Below are 17,088 nucleotides of genomic sequence, written 5' to 3'. Positions count from 1 at the left end.
AATCAGATGCCGCTTTTCACGGTGCTCCAGACCCGGGTGATCGCCCGCATGTCCTTGGCATCCTGGGTCTTCTGCGGGAACAGGCGCTCGCGGGTTTGCGCGTCCGGGTAGATCGCCGGGTTGTTGCGCACATCGGCGCTCAACAACGGCGTGGCCGCCGCGTTGCTGTTGGCGTAATTGATGAAATCGCTTACATCCGCCATCACCTGCGGCTGCATCAGGTACTCAAGAAATTTGTGGGCATTGGCGACATGGGGCGCGTCGGCCGGGATGTACATGTTGTCGAACCAGATCAGCGAGCCTTCCTTGGGGATGAAGTAGGCCAGGTTGATCTGCTTCTTGGCTTCTGCGGCGCGGGCCATGGCCGTGGCGTAATCGCCGGACCAGGTCATGGCCATGCACACGTCGCCGTTGGGCAGGCTGGTCAGGTAATTGACCGAGTCGAATTTGCGGATGTACGGCCGCACGGACAACAGCAAGTCCTGGGCGGCTTTCAGATCTGCCGGGGCGGCGCTGTTCGGGTCACGTCCCAGGTACTTCAAGGCCATGGGAATGACTTCGGTCGGGGCATCGAGCAGGGTCACGCCGCAGTCGGCGAAGCGCGAGACGATCTTCGGATCGAAGATCATCGCCAGCGAACCGATCGGCGCGTCCGGCATGCGTTCCTTGATCTTGTCGACGTTGTACGTGACGCCATTGCTGCCCCAGGTGTAGGGCGCCGAATAGGTGGTGCCCGGATCAAAGCCCTGCAGGTCCTGCAAGACTTTCGGGTCAAGATTGCTCCAGCCCGGCAGCAACTTTTTATCCAGTGGCTGGAACACCTTGGCCTTGATCAACGGCGGCGCGAGGGACGCGTTCAACACAATCAAGTCATAACCGGAGTGGCCGGTGAGCAATTTGGCCTGCACCGTTTCGTAGGCATCGAAGGTGTCGTAGATGACTTTGATGCCGCTGGCCTTTTCGAAGTCGGCCACGGTTTTTTCACCGATGTAATCCGCCCAGTTGTACAGCCGCAGCGTATTGCTGTCGTCCACTTGAGCGGCGTAGGCATTCAAAGTCAGCGGTACAACAAACAGACTGGAAATCACCTTAAGCAGCGTCTTGCCCATAGCAAATGCACCTTATAGCGAGTTCGGCTCTGGATGAGCGGATGCCCCCACTATTGGCGGATTCGCCGGGCGCAGCCATACCCCGAATGGGTGTGTGTCGCTTTTGGCGCACCGGCATGGCAAAAAGCGGCAGTGCAGTTGACCCGTTTTGCCATAGATCCGGGGTTTGTCCGGCGCTTAAAGTGGCAGCCTGAACCGACTTTGCGGAGCCTGCGATGACCGACCTGATCAAACACGAGCGACACGACGGCGTGTTGACGCTGACCATCGACCGCCCGGACAAGCTCAACGCACTGAACAATGCCATGTACACGCAACTGGCCGACCTGTTGCTGGCCGCCGACGAAGACGCGCAAACCGGCGTGATCATCCTCACCGGTGGCCCGGCCTGCTTTACCAGCGGCAATGACCTGGTGGATTTTCTCCAGAATCCGCCCACTCATCTGGACGCCCCGGCGTTTCGCCTGATGAAAGTCGTCACGCACCTGCAAAAACCGCTGATCGCGGCAGTCTGCGGGGCGGCCATCGGCATTGGCACCACGTTGCTGTTGCATTGCGATCAGGTGCTGGTCACCCGCAATGCCAAGCTGCGCATGCCGTTCGTCAACATCGGCCTGTGTCCCGAGTTCGGTGCCAGCCTGTTGCTGCCACGCCGGCTCGGCCATGCCCGTGCCGCGAGTTTGCTGCTGTTGGGCAACGGCCTGGACGGCAACGAAGCGCTGGCCTGGGGTCTGGCCAACGAAGCTTTCGATGACGGCGAGCAATGCCTGGCGGCGGCGACAAAAATCGCCCAGCGCTTTTTGGCGATGCCCCAGGAGGCCTTGCGCCAATCCCGTCAACTGATGAAACAGGCGACGTTGCCGGAACTGGAAGCCACCCTGCGCGAAGAGAACACGCTGTTCATCCAGCGCCTGAATACCGACGAGGCGAAATCCGCCTTGAACGCCCTGCTCAATCGCAGTACAGATAAGAATCCACCGAAAGGAAACCAGCCATGAACACTCCGGAAATCTACGTCGTCAGTGCCGCCCGTACCGCCATCGGTACGTTCGGCGGTTCGCTCAAGGACGTGCCACTGGCCGACCTCGCGACCACGGCCGTGAAAGCCGCCCTGCAACGGGCCGCCGTGGACCCGGCACTCGTTGGCCATCTGGTGATGGGCAACGTGATCCCGACCGAGACCCGCGATGCCTACATTTCCCGCGTCGCGGCGATGAACGCCGGCATTCCGAAGGAAACCCCGGCCTACAACGTCAACCGCCTCTGCGGTTCGGGCCTGCAAGCCATCATCAACGCCGCGCAGACACTGATGCTCGGCGATGCCGACATCGTCGTCGGCGCCGGTGCCGAATCCATGAGCCGTGGCCCGTACCTGATGCCAGCCGCCCGTTGGGGTTCGCGCATGGGCAACGCCCAGGTCATCGACTACATGCTGGGCATCCTGCATGACCCGTTCCATGGCATCCACATGGGCATCACCGCCGAGAACGTCGCTGCGCGCAACGGCATCACCCGTGAAATGCAGGACGCCCTGGCCCTGGAAGACCAGCAACGCGCGGCCCATGCGATTGCCAACGGCTACTTCAGCGAGCAGATCGCAACCGTGGAAATCCAGGATCGCAAAGGCGTCAAACTGTTCAGCGTCGACGAGCACCCGCGCGCCACGTCCCTGGAACAACTGGCAGCCATGAAGCCTGCGTTCAAGAAGGACGGTTCGGTCACCGCCGGCAACGCCTCGGGCCTCAACGACGGTGCCGCCGCACTGGTCATGGCCACCGGTACGGCGGTTCAAGGCAACAACCTGAAACCACTCGCCCGCCTGGTCAGCTACGCCCACGCCGGCGTCGAACCGGAATTCATGGGCCTGGGCCCGATCCCGGCCACCCGTCTGGCACTCAAGCGCGCCGGCCTGACCGTCGCCGACCTGGACGTGATCGAAGCCAACATCGCCTTCGCCGCCCAGGCCTGCGCCGTCAGCCAGGAACTCGACCTCGACCCGGCCAAGGTCAACCCGAACGGTTCGGGCATCGCCCTGGGCCACCCGGTGGGCGCAACCGGCGCCATCATCGCCACCAAGGCCATCCACGAACTGCATCGCACCGGTGGCCGTTATGCACTGGTGACCATGTGCATCGGTGGCGGCCAGGGGATTGCGGCGATTTTCGAACGCGTCTAAGCCCCGAACAATCGCTGAAAAACCTGTGGCGAGGGAGCTTGCTCCCGTTGGACTGCGCAGCAGGCCCTGCTTTTCAAGAGCCGGGGTCGCTGCGCGACCCAACGGGAGCAAGCTCCCTCGCCACATTTGACCGTGTAACGCCCCCACAGGAGCGACCGGCACTTGATGATTTCCCCGCGCAACTGGTCGCAATCGATCAATACCGCCCCCGCCCCGCACCCTAGATTAGCTCCCAGAACACGAAGCCGTACCGCGCGGCCAGTCACTGAGGAGATCGCCCCATGCACAGTTTCCAGAACCGTAAGCAGCAGAGCCCGATCGACGGCTGGGACCATCAGGACCCGGAAGAAGCCTTCACCCTGCCCTCGCGTTACTTCTATGACGAAACCCTGTTCAAGGCCGAGCGCGACAACATTTTCATGCACGCCTGGCACGTGGCCGGGCACGTCAGTGAGTTCGCCGAGCCGGGTCAGTATGTGGTCACGGATCTGTTCGACCAGAGCGTGGTGGTGGCGAAAAACCGTCAGGGCCAGATCCACGCGTTCCACAACGTTTGCCAGCATCGCGGCAATCGCCTGCTCGAAGAACGGCGCGGCACCACCGGTGGCGTGGTGCGATGTGCCTATCACTCGTGGTGCTACGAAATGGACGGCAGCCTGCGAAGCGCACCCCGTTGCGAGAAGATGAAGAACTTCGAGTTGCAGCAGTTCAACATCCCGCAGATTCGCACCGAAGAAATGGGTGGCTTCATCTATTTCAACCTCGACCCGGCCGCGCCGTCCCTGCGGGATTTGTTCCCCGGCGCGGACGAGGAAATGCGTCGGGTGTTTCCAGACCTGGCCGACATGCGCCTGATCGAAGAGCAAGACGTGATCGTACCGGCCAACTGGAAGGTGATCATGGACAACTCCATCGAGGGTTATCACTTCAAGTTGTCGGGGCCGTGCCACATCGACCTGGCCCGGCTGATTGACTTCAAGGGCTACCAATTGAGCAAACGCGACAATTGGTGGACCTACATCGCCCCGGCCAACCTCTCAGTGACCGAAGCCTACGGCGTGCCGCTGCGCAAGGACCTGAACCCGGACGAGTGCTTCTTCAACATCGGCATGTGGCCGAACAATACCTTCTACACCTTCCCGTTCTCGGAGTTCCTGGGCTCGTTCATCATGATTCCGCTGGACGCCGAGCGCTCGCTACTGCGCTTCGGCTACTACTCCAGCAATGCCGAGACTGCGGCGGTGAGTACGTCGTGCATGAAGTGGATGAACGAGGATCTGGGGCCGGAGGACATCGCCCTGAACATCTCGGTGCAGAAAGGCCTGCATTCGCTCGGTTACGATCAGGGCCGCTACATGATCGATGCCCAGCGCAGCAATGAAAGTGAGCATCTGGTGCATCACTTTCATCGGTTGGTGTTTAACGGGATTCATGGGTCGACCGCGAACTGACCGGACGAATGCAGTCCCTGTGGGAGCGGGCTTGCTCGCGAAAGCGGAGTGTCAGTCGACATTTTCATTGCCTGATACTCCGCTTTCGCGAGCAAGCCCGCTCCCACAGGGATTTGTGTCCTGACCTTTCATTGAGGGAGCACCCCAAACCATGTCCGATCATGAATTTGATTACCTGATCGTGGGCGCAGGGTCCGCTGGCTGCGTGTTGGCCAATCGTCTGGGCGAAAACCCGACGGTGCGGATTCTGTTGCTGGAGGCCGGTCCGGCGGACCAGAGCTGGACCATCGACATGCCGTCCGCCGTGGGCCTGGTGGTGGGCGGCACGCGCTACAACTGGAGCTACAGCTCCGAGCCGGAGCCGTATCTGGACGGTCGCCGGATCGGCACGCCGCGAGGCCGCACGCTGGGCGGTTCGTCGTCGATCAATGGCATGGTCTACATCCGTGGCCATGCCCGGGACTACGACGGCTGGGCCGAACAGGGCTGCGACGGCTGGAGTTATCAGGATGTGCTGCCGTATTTCAAGCGTGCGCAAACCCATGCCGATGGTGCGGACGATTACCGCGGCGCGACAGGCCATCTGCATGTCACCCCGGGCGATACAACGACGCCGTTGTGCGCGGCGTTTCTGGCGGCCGGGGCCGAAGCCGGGTATGGCCTGAGCGATGATCTGAACGGGTATCGTCAGGAAGCCTTTGGCCCGGTGGACCGCACCACCCGCGACGGACGGCGCTGGAGCACTTCCCGTGGCTATCTGCGTGAAGCCCTGGCCCGCGGCAATGTGCAGGTGCGCACCGATGCCCTGGCTTTGCGCATTCTGTTCGACGGCAAACGCGCCGTCGGCATTGAGTACGAGCACAACGGCGAGATCCGCCAGGCCTTTGCCCGGCGCGAAGTATTACTGACCGCCGGGGCAATCAACTCGCCGCAATTACTGCTGTTATCTGGAGTCGGCCCGGCGGCGGAACTGCGGGATCTGGGGATCACGGTCAAACATGATTTGCCCGGTGTTGGCCGGCGCCTCAACGATCACCCGGACACCGTGGTGCAATACCGCTGCAAGCAGCCGGTGTCGCTCTACCCGTGGACCACCGCACCGGGCAAGTGGTGGATCGGCGCACGCTGGTTCGCCACTCACGACGGCCTGGCGGCGAGCAACCACTTCGAAGCCGGGGCGTTCATCCGCTCCCGGGCCGGGATTGAACATCCCGACCTGCAACTGACCTTCATGCCCTTGGCGGTCAAACCCGGCAGCGTCGATCTGGTGCCGGGCCATGCGTTCCAGATCCATATCGACCTGATGCGCCCCACCAGCCTGGGTAGCGTCACGCTCAACAGCGCCGACCCCAGGCAGCCGCCGCGCATCCTGTTCAATTACCTGAAAACCGAGCAGGATCGAGCCGACATGCGTGCCGGTGCGCGGCTGGTGCGCGAGATCATCGCGCAACCGGCCATGGCCGCTTTCCGGGGTGAAGAACTGGTGCCCGGCCCGCAAGCGCAAAGTGATGCAGCACTGGACGCCTGGGCCAGGCAGGTCACGGAAACCGGCTACCATGCCAGCGGCACCTGCAAGATGGGCCCGGCGGGCGATGCCGAAGCCGTGGTCGATGCGCAATTGCGGGTGCATGGCCTGGACGGTTTACGAGTGGTGGACGCGTCGATCATGCCGGTGATCGTCAGTGGCAACACCAATGCGCCGACGGTGATGATCGCGGAAAAGGCCAGCGACCTGATTAGTGGCCGGCCGTCGCTACCCGCCGCCGAGGTACCGGTGTGGATTCATCCACAGTGGCAGACGCAACAACGATAGAGTTCACTCATGAGCAATCAGTCGTCCAATAGCACAGAGGCACCCTTCACCTGGCGGCGCGGCGAGGTCACGCCGCTGCGGGTCGCGGTGTTGTTGATGCCATCGTTTTCCAACTTCGGCCTGGCTGCGGTGCTGGAACCGTTGGCCATTGCCAACTGGCTGACTCAACGCCCCTTGTTCGAGTGGTCGCTGCTGTCCCTGGACGGCCAGCCGGTGCAGGCCAGCAACGGCCTGACCACCGTCGCCAATGACGGATTGAAGGCCGACCAGGGCTTTGATGTGTGCCTGGTGATTGCCAGTTTCGATGTGCACAAACACAGCGGCAATCTGGCGCTCAAGAGCTGGCTGCGCAAACAGGCGTTGTTCGGCGCCGTGCTGATGGGCGTGGAAACCGGTACTGAACTGCTGGCGGCGGCCGGCGTGCTCGACGGTTACGCAGCCGCCGTGCATTGGGACAATCTGCAAGGGTTTCAGGAGAGTTATCCACGGGTCCACGCCAAGCCACAGCTCTACACTCTGGAACGTCAGCGCATGACGTGCGCCGGCGCCACCAGCACCCTCGACATGCTGCTGGGCTGGATCGGCCAGAGCCTCGACAGCGAGCTGGCCCGGGAAATCGGCATGCATCTGCTGATGGGGCCTGTGCGCGCACCGGCCGACCAGCAACTCGATGGCGGCCTGACCAGCACCGGGCTGTACGGCAGCAAGATTCGCCGTGCCATCGGGTTGATGGAACAGGCGCTGGAAGAACCGCTCGATTGCGAAGCGATAGCCGCTCAGGTCGGCCTGTCGCGACGGCAACTGGAGCGGCAATTCAAGCATCAGACCGGCCTGTCGCCGCTCAAGTACTACATCACTTTGCGCCTGGCCAAGGCCCACAGCCTGCTGCAACAAACACGCCTGAGCGTCGCGCAAGTGGCGGCCTGTTCCGGGTTCGGTTCACTGGAACATTTCTCCCGCACCTATCGTGCCCGCTTCGGCTGCCCACCCAGCGAAGACCGCAGCCAGGTCTGGACCGCGCCGGTGATGCGCCAGCCGTTGCGCAAGGAACACCGGCCGCTCGAGGCAGACTGACTCACAGGCGATAACCCGGCTCTTCTTCATCGAGAATCCCCATCAAGGCGTTGAAATGCTTGTCGGCAAAGCCCGGATAGTCGAGCCATTGCCGGCAGGTCTTGCGGGCGATTTCGTCGCTGGCGATGCGCAGTTCGCGGCCGGTCGAAAGCGCGGTGATGTAGGTCTCGCAGGCACGCTCGAAGTAATACAGATCGTCAAACGCCTGGGCGATGCTCGGCGCCGCCACCAGTACGCCATGGTTGCCCATCAACAGAATCGGCTTGTCGCCTAACAGGTGGCTGACCCGTTCGGCCTCGTCGCCCAACCCCATGCCGTCAAAGCCCTCGTCGATCACCACCCGTTCGAAAAAGCGCATGCAGTTTTGCTCGATCGGCGGCAGTCGCGAGTCCGCCAGACAGGCCAGCGCCGTCGCATATTTTGAATGGGTATGCAGGATGCAACGGGCATGCGGCTGGTTGCGATGCAAGGCGCTGTGCAGCGCCCAGGCGGTGATGTCCGGCGCGTCCGGGCGATCGAGGCGGGCGGGCTCATCGGCGTTGAGCAGCAGCAAGTCGCTGGCCTTGATCCGCGAGAAATGCACGCCGTAAGGGTTGATCAAAAACTCCCGACCGTCCCCCGACACCGCGACGCTGAAGTGGTTGGCAATGGACTCGTGCAGATTCAGCCGCGCCGCCCAGCGGAACGCGCAGGCCAGACGGATTCGCAATTGTTCGACAGATTGATTCATCCCCGGCTCCCGGATGTTGATCGGTTGCCTGGCAGTGTAGAGCGACGCCTTGCACGTACTTGACGGGAAACGACACGGATTGCCGTTATCCGCCAGCTCGTCAGGGTAAGCAGCCGGGATCCCCTGTGGGAGCGGGCTTGCTCGCGAAGAGGGAGTGTCAGGCCGCGACGATGTTGGCTGACACACCGCATTCGCGAGCAAGCCCGCTCCCACAGGGGTTCTCCAGCGCACATAGAAGCTCATCTTCCCGGAAAATCTACCTGACGACCGGCAGCAAAAACCACTTGCCACAAAATATTACACGCGTCATATTACAACCATCATAATTGACCACCGTTCCAACAGGTAACCCTCCATGACCAGCATGCCCACCGTTGAACCCGACCTGGCTGCCCCGGTGACTGCCGCCAAGCCTCCCCTGCTCAAACGTCTGCTTTTGCCAACAGTGGGCATCGCAGTGTTGGTATTGGCCGGTGTGTATGGCGCGCATTGGTGGAGCGCCGGACGTTTCATCGAAGAAACCGACGACGCCTACATTGGTGGCGATGTGACGGTGATCGGGCCGAAAGTGGCGGGCTATATAGAGGAAGTGCTGGTGACCGATAACCAGAAGGTCAAGGCTGGCGACGTGCTGATTCGTCTCGATTCGCGCGACTACCGTGCCAACCTGGCCAAGGCCGAAGGCGCTGTGGCCGCCCAGGAAGCCTTGCTGGCCAACCTCGACGCCACCGAACAACTGCAACAGGCCGTCATCGGCCAGGCCCGCGCCGGCATCGACGCCGCCGGTGCCGAAGCCGCCCGTTCGCGGGATGACGATGCCCGCTACAAAAAACTGGTGATCACCAACGCCGTCTCGGTGGAAAGCGCCCAGCGGGCCAATACCACGTTCAAGACGGCCCAGGCTCAAAGTAACCGCGCCCAGGCTGAACTGCTGGCCGCGCAACGCCAGTTGAATGTGATCGACACCCAGAAACAACAAGCCCGGGCCGCATTGATCCAGGCCAAGGCTGAACGCGATCTGGCGCAATTGAATGTCGGCTACACCGAACTGAAGGCACCGGTTGATGGTGTGATCGGCAATCGCCGGGCTCGGGTCGGCGCCTATGCCCAGGCCGGTTCACAATTGCTCTCGGTGGTGCCGACCAGCGGTCTGTGGGTTGATGCCAACTTCAAGGAAGACCAACTGGCACACATGGTGCCGGGGCAACGGGTGGTGATTCATGCCGACGTGCTGTCGGGTCAGGAATTCCACGGTCACCTCGACAGCCTCGCCCCGGCCAGCGGTTCGCAATTCAGCGTGTTGCCACCGGAAAACGCCACCGGCAACTTCACCAAGATCGTGCAGCGGGTGCCGGTGCGGATTCACCTCGACCCGGCCGACAGCGTACTCGGCCACCTGCGTCCGGGGCTGTCGGTGACCGCTGAAGTGGACACGCGCAAAGCGCCTGAAGCGCCAGCCGTGGCCAGCGCGCCATGAGCCGCGCCCTCGCCGCCCCGGCGCAACCGTTCAATGCCGCGAACATGGCGACGGCGACCAAGGTCTTCGCCTTTGCCAGCATGTGCATCGGCATGTTCATTGCGCTGCTGGATATCCAGATTGTCTCGGCTTCGTTGCGTGACATCGGCGGCGGGCTCTCCGCCGGCACCGACGAAACCGCGTGGGTGCAAACCAGTTACCTGATCGCCGAAATCATCGTGATCCCGCTGTCGGGCTGGCTGTCGCGGGTATTTTCGACGCGCTGGCTGTTTTGCGCATCGGCGGTGGGTTTCACCCTGACCAGCCTGCTGTGCGGCGTGGCCTGGAACATCCAGAGCATGATCGCCTTCCGCGCCCTGCAAGGGTTTCTGGGCGGCTCGATGATTCCGCTGGTGTTCACCACGGCCTTCGTGTTCTTCACTGGCAAGCAACGGGTCATCGCTGCCGCCACCATCGGCGCGGTGGCGTCCCTGGCACCAACCCTGGGACCGGTGATCGGTGGCTGGATCACCGACATATCGTCCTGGCACTGGCTGTTCTACATCAACCTGGTGCCGGGGATTTTCGTCGCAGTCGCCGTGCCAATGCTGGTCAAGATCGACCAACCGGAACTGTCGCTGCTCAAAGGCGCGGATTACTTGAGCATGGTGTTTCTGGCGCTGTTCCTCGGCTGCCTGGAATACACCCTCGAAGAAGGCCCGCGCTGGAACTGGTTCAGCGACCGCACGATACTGACCACCGCGTGGATCAGCGGCCTGGCCGGCCTGGCGTTCATCGGCCGGACCCTGCATGTGGCCAACCCGATTGTCGATCTGCGCGCCTTGAAGGATCGCAATTTCGCCCTCGGTTGTTTCTTCTCGTTTGTCACTGGCATCGGCCTATTCGCCACCATTTACCTGACGCCGCTGTTCCTCGGCCGGGTGCGTGGTTATGGCGCGCTGGACATTGGTCTGGCGGTTTTCTCCACCGGGGTGTTCCAGATCATGGCGATTCCGCTGTACGCCTTTCTGGCCAACCGCGTCGACCTGCGCTGGATCATGATGACCGGCCTTGGGCTGTTCGCGTTATCGATGTGGGATTTCAGCCCGATCACCCATGACTGGGGGGCCAGGGAATTGATGCTGCCGCAAGCTTTTCGCGGGATTGCCCAGCAACTGGCGGTGCCGCCCGCGGTAACGCTGACCCTCGGCGGCCTGGCGCCGGCCCGGCTCAAACATGCGTCAGGATTGTTCAATCTGATGCGTAACCTGGGTGGGGCTATCGGTATCGCTGCGTGCGCGACCATCCTCAACGACCGCACCAACCTGCATTTCACCCGGTTGGCGGAGAACCTCAATAGCACCAACGAGGCGCTCAACCAATGGCTGTCCCAGGTCGGCAACAACTTCGCCGCCCTCGGCCAGAGCGGTGACGCCGGGGTCACCGCCAGCCTGCATCAACTATGGTTGCTGACCTACCGCGAAGCCCAGACACAAACCTATGGCGACGCGTTTTTGATGATCATGGTCTGCTTCATCATTGCCACGGCGATGGTGCCCCTGATGCGCAAGGTGCAACCACCGGCCGCGCCGAGTGCCGATGCCCATTGAGGCATCGGCGGTTTGTTGAACATCAGGCCTGAGGCATTTTACGGAAGCCGACCGCCAGGCGGTTCCAGCTGTTGATGGTGCTGATGGCGACGGTCAGGTCGACCATTTCCTTGGGCGTGAACTGCGCGCTGACCACTTCGTAGTCTTCGTCCGGGGCGTGGGTCAGGCTGAGCTGGGTCAGGGATTCGGTCCACAGCAGCGCAGCGCGTTCACGCTCGGTGAAGAACGGCGCCTCGCGCCAGGCCGTCACGGCGAACAGACGACGCGGGGTTTCGCCACCCTTGATCGCATCGGCGGTGTGCATGTCGATGCAGAAGGCACAGCCGTTGATCTGCGAAGCGCGCAGCTTGACCAGTTCGACCAGGTTTTTTTCCAGCGGCAGTTTGGAAACAGCCGTTTCCAGGGCGATCATCGCTTTGAGGGCGTCGGGGCTGGCGGTGTAGAAATCGGTACGCGATTGCATGGTGTGTGCTCCAGGGCAAGTGGGTGTGTCGCTACGTTAGTCCCTCGGTCGGCATACACAAATAGCCAATTTTTCAGAAGTCGAGGAGGCCACTGGTGCCGTCTGGACCTTGAGCGCGCCTACCTGCCCCCCCCCTTTACACCCGATTGCGCAACCACTGCAGAAAGCCCTTTTTCGCCACCGTCACCGGCAGCTCCTGAGTCAGGATTTTCGCTTTTTGCAGCCGGTAATCGAGCAAGGCCTTCATTGCATTGTTGATGTCGTGACGAGCATCCAGGCACGGCTTGAGGTATGACTTTTCGATACGGTACAGGCCACAGAATGTCTTGGCGGTAAACTGCGCAGGCAGCGCGCTGTCAGTGAGAATACCCGCCTCGCCGATCACCTCCCCCGGCCCCATGCGTCCGGATTCGTATGGCGCTCCGTGGCGCATCAAGGTCACCGAAATCACGCCGGACTCGATAATGAACAAGTGATCGCTGACCTCCCCCGCTTCCAGTATCACCTCCCCGGCGCGAAAGGTTTGCAGGGTCATGTTCTGGCTGAACGTGTCTTTCTCTTCCTGACGCAGGGTGGAGAAAATCGGCGAGCTGTCCAGCAACGCCCGTTTCCGTGTCGAATTGATCGGCGGATTGGGTTCCACGCTCGACAGCAGGTTGACGCCGGACGCCTGCAAGTGCCGGTAGGCCAGGTCGAACAGTTGATTGCGCACCGAACGCTTCTCGTCCATCGACGCGACAAAACCGCTGATTTCGTAGACCGCTCCGGTGTTGCTGGCGGTTTTCAGGCCGACGCTTGGCGACGGTGTATCCAGCAGCGCACGGCAACCTTGCATGGCCCGCTCCAAGGCCTCGATCACCGTGCTCGGGCGCGCATGCGGGCTCACTTCCAGGGAGACGGAGATACCGAACATGTCGTTCGGCCGACTGAAATTGATGATCTTGGCCTTGGCGGCCAGGGAGTTGGGTATGACCGCCATGCAACCCTGGGAGGTTTGCAGGCGCGTGGCGCGCCAGTCGATGTCGGTGACCCGGCCTTCCATGCCATCGATGGAGATGTAGTCATCCAGTTGATAGGGTTTGGTGGTGTTCAGGACGATCCCGGAAAACACATCGCTGAGGGTACTTTGCAAGGCCAGGCCGACAATGATCGCCAACGCACCGGACGTTGCCAGCACGCCCTTGACCGGTAGATCGAGTACATAGGCCAGGGCGGCAATGATCGCGATCAGGAAAATCACCGCACCGAGCAAATCCTGAAGCAATCGCCCGGTATGCCCGACCCGTTGCATCATCACCGCGCCAATCAGCACGGTCAGGGTCCGCGCGCCGAACAACCACCAGCCAATCTGCAATCCGGTGGCCGCCAGGTGCAACGCTACGTTGTCGGCCCAGGGCGGCGGCTCCATCGGGTTCAGGCCTTCATTGAACAGCAGCAGGCTGAACAATGAAAAAATCACCACCCGCACCAGCAGCCGCCAGGCACTGCCAAGGGCACTGAGCAAGTACCACAAACCAAGATCGATCAGGATCAGCGCCATCGCGCAGATCAGCGGGTGTTCGGTGAGCAATGACAGCATCAAGCAACTCCAGCCAGGGCCAATAATGCAAAGATCGCATGGATTGGCCTTAGTGTAGGAGCAATTGATTTCGCTGGATTCTGCAATCGCCACAAAAACAAATGTGGGAGCGGGCTTGCTCGCGAAAGCGGTGTGTCAAACAACATAAACGTTGCCTGACACACTGAATTCGCGAGCAAGCCCGCTCCCACAGGGGGATGAGTGATGCCGGAGTTACTTGCTGTTGGCCAGCGTGCTGTAGCTGGTCATCAGGTTGCGGTAATCCGGAATGTGGTTGGAGAACAGCGTGGCCAACCCTTCGATGTCGTTGCGCCAGTCACGGTGCAGTTCACAGGCCAGGCCGAACCAGGTCATCAATTGCGCGCCCTCAGCGGTCATACGGCTCCACGACGAATCGCGGGTCAGTTCATTGAACGTGCCGGAGGCGTCGGTGACCACGAACACTTCAAAACCTTCGGCCAGTGCCGAAAGTGCCGGGAACGCCACGCACACTTCTGTCACTACGCCAGCGATGATCAGTTGTTTCTTGCCGGTGGCCTTGACCGCCTTGACGAAGTCTTCGTTGTCCCAGGCGTTGATCTGGCCCGGGCGGGCAATGTACGGCGCGTCCGGAAACAGTGCCTTGAGCTCCGGCATCAGGGGGCCGTTGGGGCCGGTGTCGAAACTGGTGGTGAGGATGGTCGGCAGCTTGAAGTACTTGGCCAGGTCGGCCAGGGCCAGCACGTTGTTCTTGAAACGATCCGGTTCGATGTCGCGCACCAATGACAGCAGACCCGCCTGATGATCAACCATCAAAACCGCGGCGTTGTTCTTGTCGAGACGCTTGTAGGAAGTACTCATTGCAGTAGTCCTCGCATGTTATCGATGCCGAGTGAAATCGGCGTGGGGTAACCGGTTAGCGCTGGGAGTCCAGTGCCTCGTGTTCGCTCGCCACTTGCTGAGCCTTGAGGTAGCTCTCGATCAGCAATTGATAATGCGGCATGGCCTGGGCGTAGACAGCGGCCCACTGCTCGGCATCAGGACGGTTCCACGAGCCTTGCAGCTCAGAAAGCGTAGCCATGATGTCGATCGGCACCACCCCTGCTTGAGACAAACGGGCAACGGTCAGATCAGTGGCCAGTTTCGAGTGGTTGCCGGAGGCGTCGACCACCGCAAACACCTTGTAGCCTTCATGCACGGCGGCGATGGACGGGAACGCCAGGCACACACTGGTCAAGGTGCCGGCGATCACCAGGGTTTTCTTGCCGGTGGCTTTGACCGCCGCGTGAAACTCCGGGTTGTCCCAGGCGTTGATTTCACCTTTGCGCGCCACGTATTGCGCATGGGGCGCGGCTTCGTGAATCTCCGGAATCAGCGGCCCGTTCGGCCCCTGGGGAACGGAAGCGGTGGTGATCACCGGCATTTTCAGCAGGGTCGCGGCCTTGGCCAGGGCAATGGCGTTGGCGCGCAGTTGTGGCACGTCCATGTCCTTGACGATCTGGAACAGTCCGCTCTGATGGTCGATCAACAACATGGCGGCATCGTTGGGGTCGATGGTCGGTTTCTGGCCGTTGAAATTGGCCGCGTTGACAGTACTCATGTGTGTTTCCTCTTTATTACAGGCAACAGCCATCCCTGGCCTCGGACCGGCCTACGCATCCTGTGTAGAACGGGGTGGTTGAAACGGAACGGGTTAAGCGTGCATCCGGCCGAAGCGACCGGACTGGAAGTCGGCGAAGGCCTGGTGGATTTCTTGCTCGGTGTTCATCACGAACGGTCCGTGGCCGACGATCGGCTCGTCGATCGGCTCGCCGCTGAGCAGCAGCACCACTGCGTCTTCGCCGGCTTCAAGGGTCATTTGATCGCCCTTGCGCTCGAACAGGGCCAACTGCCCTTGGCGCACCGACTCCAGGCCGTTGACCTGAACGGTGCCGCGCAGGACCACCAGTGCGGTGTTACGCCCTTCATGCAGATCAAGGGTGAGCAACTTGCCGGCATTCAAACGAATGTCCCATACGTCGACCGGGGTGAAAGTGCGCGCCGGGCCCTTGTGACCGTCGAACTCACCGGCGATCAGGCGCAGGCTGCCGGCGTTGTCCTGCAAGGCGATGCCCGGGATGTCGCGATCGAGAATCGTCTGGTAGCCGGGGTCGGCCATTTTGTCCCTGGCCGGCAGGTTGACCCACAGTTGCACCATCTCCAGGGTGCCACCGCTTTTGGCGAAACCTTCGGAGTGAAACTCTTCATGCAGGATCCCCGAGCCAGCGGTCATCCATTGCACATCGCCGGGGCCGATCTTGCCGCCACTGCCGGTGGAGTCCTGATGCTCCAGTTCGCCCTTGTAAACGACAGTCACGGTTTCGAAGCCACGATGGGGATGCTGACCAACACCACGCCGTTCGGTGGTCGGGGTGAATTCAGCGGGGCCGGCGTGATCCAGCATCAGGAACGGGCTGATGTGTTTGCCCAGGTTGTCGTAGGAAAACAGCGTGCGAACCGGAAAACCGTCGCCAACCCAATGGGTCCGTGGACTGGTGTAGATACCGATGATGTTTTTCATGGTGTCTCCTGATGAGGTGAGTGAAGCCATGGACAAAGCTTAAAACCGTGACCTTTGCTGCGCTAGACTGCAAAAATCAGCTTTAGCGTTCTATTTGGAGAACGATGATGGAAGACCTCAACACCCTCTACTACTTCACCCAAGTGGTGGAGCACCACGGTTTCGCGGCGGCCGGGCGCGCACTGGACATGCCCAAGTCCAAGCTCAGCCGACGCATCGCCGAACTCGAAGAGCGCCTTGGTGTACGCCTGCTGCACCGCACCAGCCGGCATTGCTCATTGACGGAAATCGGCCAGGCCTATTACCAGCGCTGCCTGGCCATGCGCGTGGAAGCGGAAAGCGCCGCCGAACTGATCGAGCGCAACCGCTCCGAGCCCCAAGGCCTGGTGCGCGTCAGTTGCCCGACGGCGCTGCTCAACTCCTGGGTCGGGCCGATGCTGACCCGCTACATGCTCAAGTACCCGCTGGTGGAGTTGTTCATCGAAAGCACCAACCGCCGGGTCGACCTGATCCACGAGGGCTTCGACATTGCCCTGCGGGTGCGCTTCCCCCCGCTGGAGAACACCGACATGGTGATGAAGGTGCTGGGCAACAGCACCCAGAGCGTGGTCGGCAGCCCGGCCTTTGTCTCGCGCCTGTCGACACCGGCCTCCCCGGCCGACCTCAGCGGCTTGCCGAGCCTGCACTGGGGCGCGGCGCAACGCGAGTATCAGTGGGAACTGTTCGGTGCAGATGGCAGCACCGCGATGATCCGGCATGCACCGCGCATGGTCACCGATGACCTGTTGGCCTTGCGCCATGCGGCAGTTGCCGGAATCGGCATCGTGCATCTGCCCAGCGTGGTGGTGCGCGACGAAATTGCCACCGGACAATTGGTCGAGTTGGTGCCGGGATGGGCACCGAAAAGCGGTGTCATCCATGCGATCTTCCCTTCGCGTCGCGGCTTGTTGCCATCGGTGCGCACGTTGATCGACTTTCTCGGGGAAGAATTCAGCCGCAGTGATATTGCCTGATGGCAGCAGCGGCAAGTTGATTGGGGCGCAGGGGTAAGGTTTCAAAACCGCGGCGCCGCCTTCGCGAGCAAGCCC

15 protein-coding genes are annotated in these 17,088 nt (G+C 61.6%); 8 read left to right on the top strand and 7 right to left on the bottom strand.

Annotation, left to right across the window (positions count from 1 at the left end; all coding sequences use genetic code 11):
* Nucleotides 1-2: 2 nt before the first annotated feature.
* Complete coding sequence (locus tag PMI28_RS21355; protein ID WP_007984237.1) at nucleotides 3-1,109, bottom strand: polyamine ABC transporter substrate-binding protein; 1,107 nt, start codon at nucleotides 1,107-1,109, stop codon at nucleotides 3-5.
* Nucleotides 1,110-1,324: 215 nt separating this feature from the next.
* Between PMI28_RS21355 and PMI28_RS21360 the strand changes: the two genes are divergently transcribed.
* The 5 genes from PMI28_RS21360 (at nucleotide 1,325) to PMI28_RS21380 (ending at nucleotide 7,623) form a co-directional block, all read left to right on the top strand.
* Complete coding sequence (locus PMI28_RS21360; protein ID WP_007984235.1) at nucleotides 1,325-2,107, top strand: enoyl-CoA hydratase-related protein; 783 nt, start codon at nucleotides 1,325-1,327, stop codon at nucleotides 2,105-2,107.
* On the top strand, nucleotides 2,104-3,285 hold the full coding sequence (locus PMI28_RS21365) for an acetyl-CoA C-acyltransferase family protein (RefSeq protein ID WP_007984232.1): 1,182 nt from the start codon (nucleotides 2,104-2,106) through the stop codon (nucleotides 3,283-3,285). Before PMI28_RS21360 ends, PMI28_RS21365 begins: the two co-directional genes overlap by 4 nt.
* A 281-nt stretch (nucleotides 3,286-3,566) precedes the next feature.
* Nucleotides 3,567-4,736, top strand: a complete 1,170-nt coding sequence (locus PMI28_RS21370) for an aromatic ring-hydroxylating oxygenase subunit alpha (RefSeq protein ID WP_007984230.1) — start codon at nucleotides 3,567-3,569, stop codon at nucleotides 4,734-4,736.
* A 151-nt stretch (nucleotides 4,737-4,887) separates the two neighbouring features.
* Entirely contained in the window at nucleotides 4,888-6,549 is a 1,662-nt protein-coding gene (locus tag PMI28_RS21375; protein WP_007984228.1) for a choline dehydrogenase, read from the top strand.
* A gap of 9 nt (nucleotides 6,550-6,558) precedes the next feature.
* Nucleotides 6,559-7,623 carry a GlxA family transcriptional regulator gene (locus PMI28_RS21380; protein WP_007984226.1) on the top strand — a complete coding sequence of 355 codons (1,065 nt, stop codon included), beginning with the start codon at nucleotides 6,559-6,561 and terminating at the stop codon, nucleotides 7,621-7,623.
* A 1-nt stretch (nucleotide 7,624) separates the two neighbouring features.
* On the opposite strand, the gene PMI28_RS21385 is transcribed toward PMI28_RS21380, so the two are convergent.
* Entirely contained in the window at nucleotides 7,625-8,353 is a 729-nt protein-coding gene (locus PMI28_RS21385) for a class II aldolase and adducin N-terminal domain-containing protein (protein WP_007984224.1), read from the bottom strand.
* A gap of 355 nt (nucleotides 8,354-8,708) precedes the next feature.
* On the opposite strand from PMI28_RS21385, the gene PMI28_RS21390 reads away from it, so the two are divergent.
* Together PMI28_RS21390 and PMI28_RS21395 are read left to right on the top strand one after the other, a co-directional pair.
* Nucleotides 8,709-9,830 carry an HlyD family secretion protein gene (locus PMI28_RS21390; RefSeq protein WP_007984223.1) on the top strand — a complete coding sequence of 374 codons (1,122 nt, stop codon included), beginning with the start codon at nucleotides 8,709-8,711 and terminating at the stop codon, nucleotides 9,828-9,830.
* On the top strand, nucleotides 9,827-11,419 hold the full coding sequence (locus PMI28_RS21395) for a DHA2 family efflux MFS transporter permease subunit (protein ID WP_007984221.1): 1,593 nt from the start codon (nucleotides 9,827-9,829) through the stop codon (nucleotides 11,417-11,419). Before PMI28_RS21390 ends, PMI28_RS21395 begins: the two co-directional genes overlap by 4 nt.
* A gap of 22 nt (nucleotides 11,420-11,441) precedes the next feature.
* Here the strand turns inward: PMI28_RS21395 and PMI28_RS21400 are convergent, their stop codons facing one another.
* The 5 genes from PMI28_RS21400 to PMI28_RS21420 form a co-directional block, all read right to left on the bottom strand.
* Nucleotides 11,442-11,882, bottom strand: a complete 441-nt coding sequence (locus PMI28_RS21400) for a carboxymuconolactone decarboxylase family protein (RefSeq protein ID WP_007984219.1) — start codon at nucleotides 11,880-11,882, stop codon at nucleotides 11,442-11,444.
* A gap of 136 nt (nucleotides 11,883-12,018) precedes the next feature.
* Nucleotides 12,019-13,461 carry a mechanosensitive ion channel domain-containing protein gene (locus PMI28_RS21405; protein ID WP_007984218.1) on the bottom strand — a complete coding sequence of 481 codons (1,443 nt, stop codon included), beginning with the start codon at nucleotides 13,459-13,461 and terminating at the stop codon, nucleotides 12,019-12,021.
* A gap of 213 nt (nucleotides 13,462-13,674) precedes the next feature.
* Nucleotides 13,675-14,301 (bottom strand): isochorismate family cysteine hydrolase YcaC, encoded by a 627-nt coding sequence (gene ycaC, locus PMI28_RS21410; protein WP_007984216.1) that lies wholly within the window; start codon nucleotides 14,299-14,301, stop codon nucleotides 13,675-13,677.
* A gap of 55 nt (nucleotides 14,302-14,356) precedes the next feature.
* Nucleotides 14,357-15,040 carry an isochorismatase family protein gene (locus tag PMI28_RS21415; RefSeq protein ID WP_007984214.1) on the bottom strand — a complete coding sequence of 228 codons (684 nt, stop codon included), beginning with the start codon at nucleotides 15,038-15,040 and terminating at the stop codon, nucleotides 14,357-14,359.
* Nucleotides 15,041-15,133: 93 nt separating this feature from the next.
* Nucleotides 15,134-16,000, bottom strand: coding sequence for a pirin family protein (locus tag PMI28_RS21420; protein WP_007984212.1), 867 nt, complete (start codon nucleotides 15,998-16,000; stop codon nucleotides 15,134-15,136).
* A 104-nt stretch (nucleotides 16,001-16,104) separates the two neighbouring features.
* Here PMI28_RS21420 and PMI28_RS21425 point away from each other — a divergent pair, with 104 nt between their 5' ends.
* A complete protein-coding gene (locus PMI28_RS21425; protein WP_033063167.1) occupies nucleotides 16,105-17,013 on the top strand; it encodes a LysR family transcriptional regulator in 909 nt (302 codons plus the stop codon).
* The last annotated feature ends 75 nt before the right edge of the window (nucleotides 17,014-17,088 follow it).

It is taken from the genome of Pseudomonas sp. GM48, from assembly GCF_000282335.1.
Classification (GTDB): Bacteria; Pseudomonadota; Gammaproteobacteria; order Pseudomonadales; family Pseudomonadaceae; genus Aquipseudomonas.
This window is presented reverse-complemented; position numbering and strand designations above follow the sequence as displayed.